This is a genomic window from Nonomuraea sp. NPDC003201, from assembly GCF_053590415.1.
In genome coordinates this window covers 1-1,734 of the sequence record NZ_JBSFTC010000707.1, presented here as the reverse complement: position 1 = coordinate 1,734, position 1,734 = coordinate 1, and the positions used below count along the sequence as shown (strand labels likewise).

The 1,734-nt window shown below is 75.8% G+C and carries 2 protein-coding genes; both read right to left on the bottom strand.

Annotation, left to right across the window (positions count from 1 at the left end; genetic code table 11):
• Positions 1–301: 301 nt before the first annotated feature.
• The gene (locus tag ACWDX9_RS62985) at positions 302–1,360 is read right to left on the bottom strand and encodes an ADP-ribosylglycohydrolase family protein (RefSeq protein ID WP_449973396.1); all 1,059 of its coding nucleotides are present in this window, start codon (positions 1,358–1,360) and stop codon (positions 302–304) included.
• Positions 1,350–1,734, bottom strand: a 385-nt coding sequence (locus ACWDX9_RS62980; protein ID WP_449973395.1) for an ADP-ribosylglycohydrolase family protein, incomplete at its 5' end; no start/stop codon positions are given. The genes ACWDX9_RS62980 and ACWDX9_RS62985, both read right to left, overlap by 11 nt.

Genomic DNA, 1,734 nt, shown 5'->3' with positions numbered 1-1,734 from the left:
CTGCGTCGAGGTGCTCGACATCACGGAGGGCGACGGGGTCAGCGAGGAGGTCCGCCAGGCCGTGTCGGGGCACGTCGGCCGGACTGCACGCCATGCTGACGACGGTGCTCATGCCGGGCGTCATGGGCCAGGCCCCATCGCCCCATGGGCCGACGCGCTGTGGGCCGAGCCCCGCGGGCCGAGCCATGCGAGCCGACGCGGACGCCCTGCCGTGGCAGCTCGTCCCGGGGCCGTGCCGCTCCGGGGCGTCTTGGCAGCCGCCGCCATGATGAGCGGCCGGACGAACGACCGCCCGTTCGGCTCAGCCGGGCCCGTTGACGTCCGACTCGGACGCGGCCAGCAGGCGACCCGCAAGGGCCGTGAGGCTGAGCCCCTTCAGGTCGGGGATCAGGACGCCGGCGATCTCATCCACATGCCGCCGCCAGGCGTCCGGGACGGCGGCGGCCCCCGACGCCGCCCCGCACAGCGCGCCCACCATGGCCGGCATGCTGTCGGACTGCCGGGCGACCAGCGCGGCCGAGCCGAGGGCCGTGGCGAGGTCGCCGTCGGCCAGCTCGGCCAGGACGAAGGCCGTGGGCAGGGTCTCGGCGGCCACTCCCCCATGGCTGTACACGGCCGGGCTGAGCCGCTCGACCAGGCCGGGGACGGCCTCGAAGGCCGTACGCGCCGACTCGCGGACGCGGGCCGCCGTGGCGAGGTTGCGGGCGGTCCAGCTGTTCTCGGGGAAGGCGCTCGCCGCCTCACGCAACGCGTCGCGGAGGGAGGCGCCGCCGACCAGCGACGCGATGGCGACGGCCATCGCCTGAGCGGCCCAGACCCCGTCCTCGGCGTGGGTGATCTCGGCATAGCGTCGCGCGACCTCGGCGGCCCCGGCCGGGTCGCCGGCGTAGTAGAGGCCGATCGACACTCCGGCGGGAACGGCGCTGTCGGAGTAGTGCATCGGGTTGTCGTTGCCGGTGGCGGGCGGCGTCAGGCCCCTGGCGCTGTTGATGATCGCGGAGCGTTCGGCGACGCCGGTCCAGACGTCGGACGACATCCGCCTGCGCCATTCGGCGAAGAGCGCGGCCGAGTCGTGGCCCGGCGCCTCGAGGAGCACCAGCGCGGCCATGGCCGCGGTCTCGGCGTCGTCCGTGGGAGAAAGCGGGATGTCGTCCCCGATGCCGAGGGTGAACGGCAGCAACGGGCGCGAGACCCGCTGCTCGTCCAGCGCGGCCGAGAGCCGCCAACCGGCGGCCCGCGCCCAGGCCGAGCCGGCCCTGCGGTGGAACTGGGCGGGAAGGCCCGCGGCGTCGCCGGCGGCCAGCCCCAGCAGGGCGCCGGCCGCACGGTTCTCCCGCGTGGCGGTGGCGTCAACGCCCATCGACGGCCACCTCCCTGGGCGCCGAGCCCTGTCGGCCGGCGTCGTGCAGCCGGTCGGCCAGGTCGACGAGGTCCGTGCCGGCGGTGGCGGTGATGCATCGTCCGCTCACGCGTGCCACCTGGGCCCGCCACCGTTCGGGGATGGCCTGGGCGCCGTGCAGGGCGCCTGCCATGGCGCCGGCGATGGCGGCGATGGTGTCGGAGTCGCGGCCGATGTTGACCCCCGCCAGCACCACCTGGGTGAAGTCCCCCCGGTGGGCGGCGAACAGGCCGAAGGCCAGCGCGACCGCCTCCGGGGCGGCATCGGCCCAGGGGTAGTGGAACAGCGGGATCTCCGCGTACAGCGCTTCCTCCGCGGCGGCGGGTGAGCCCGCC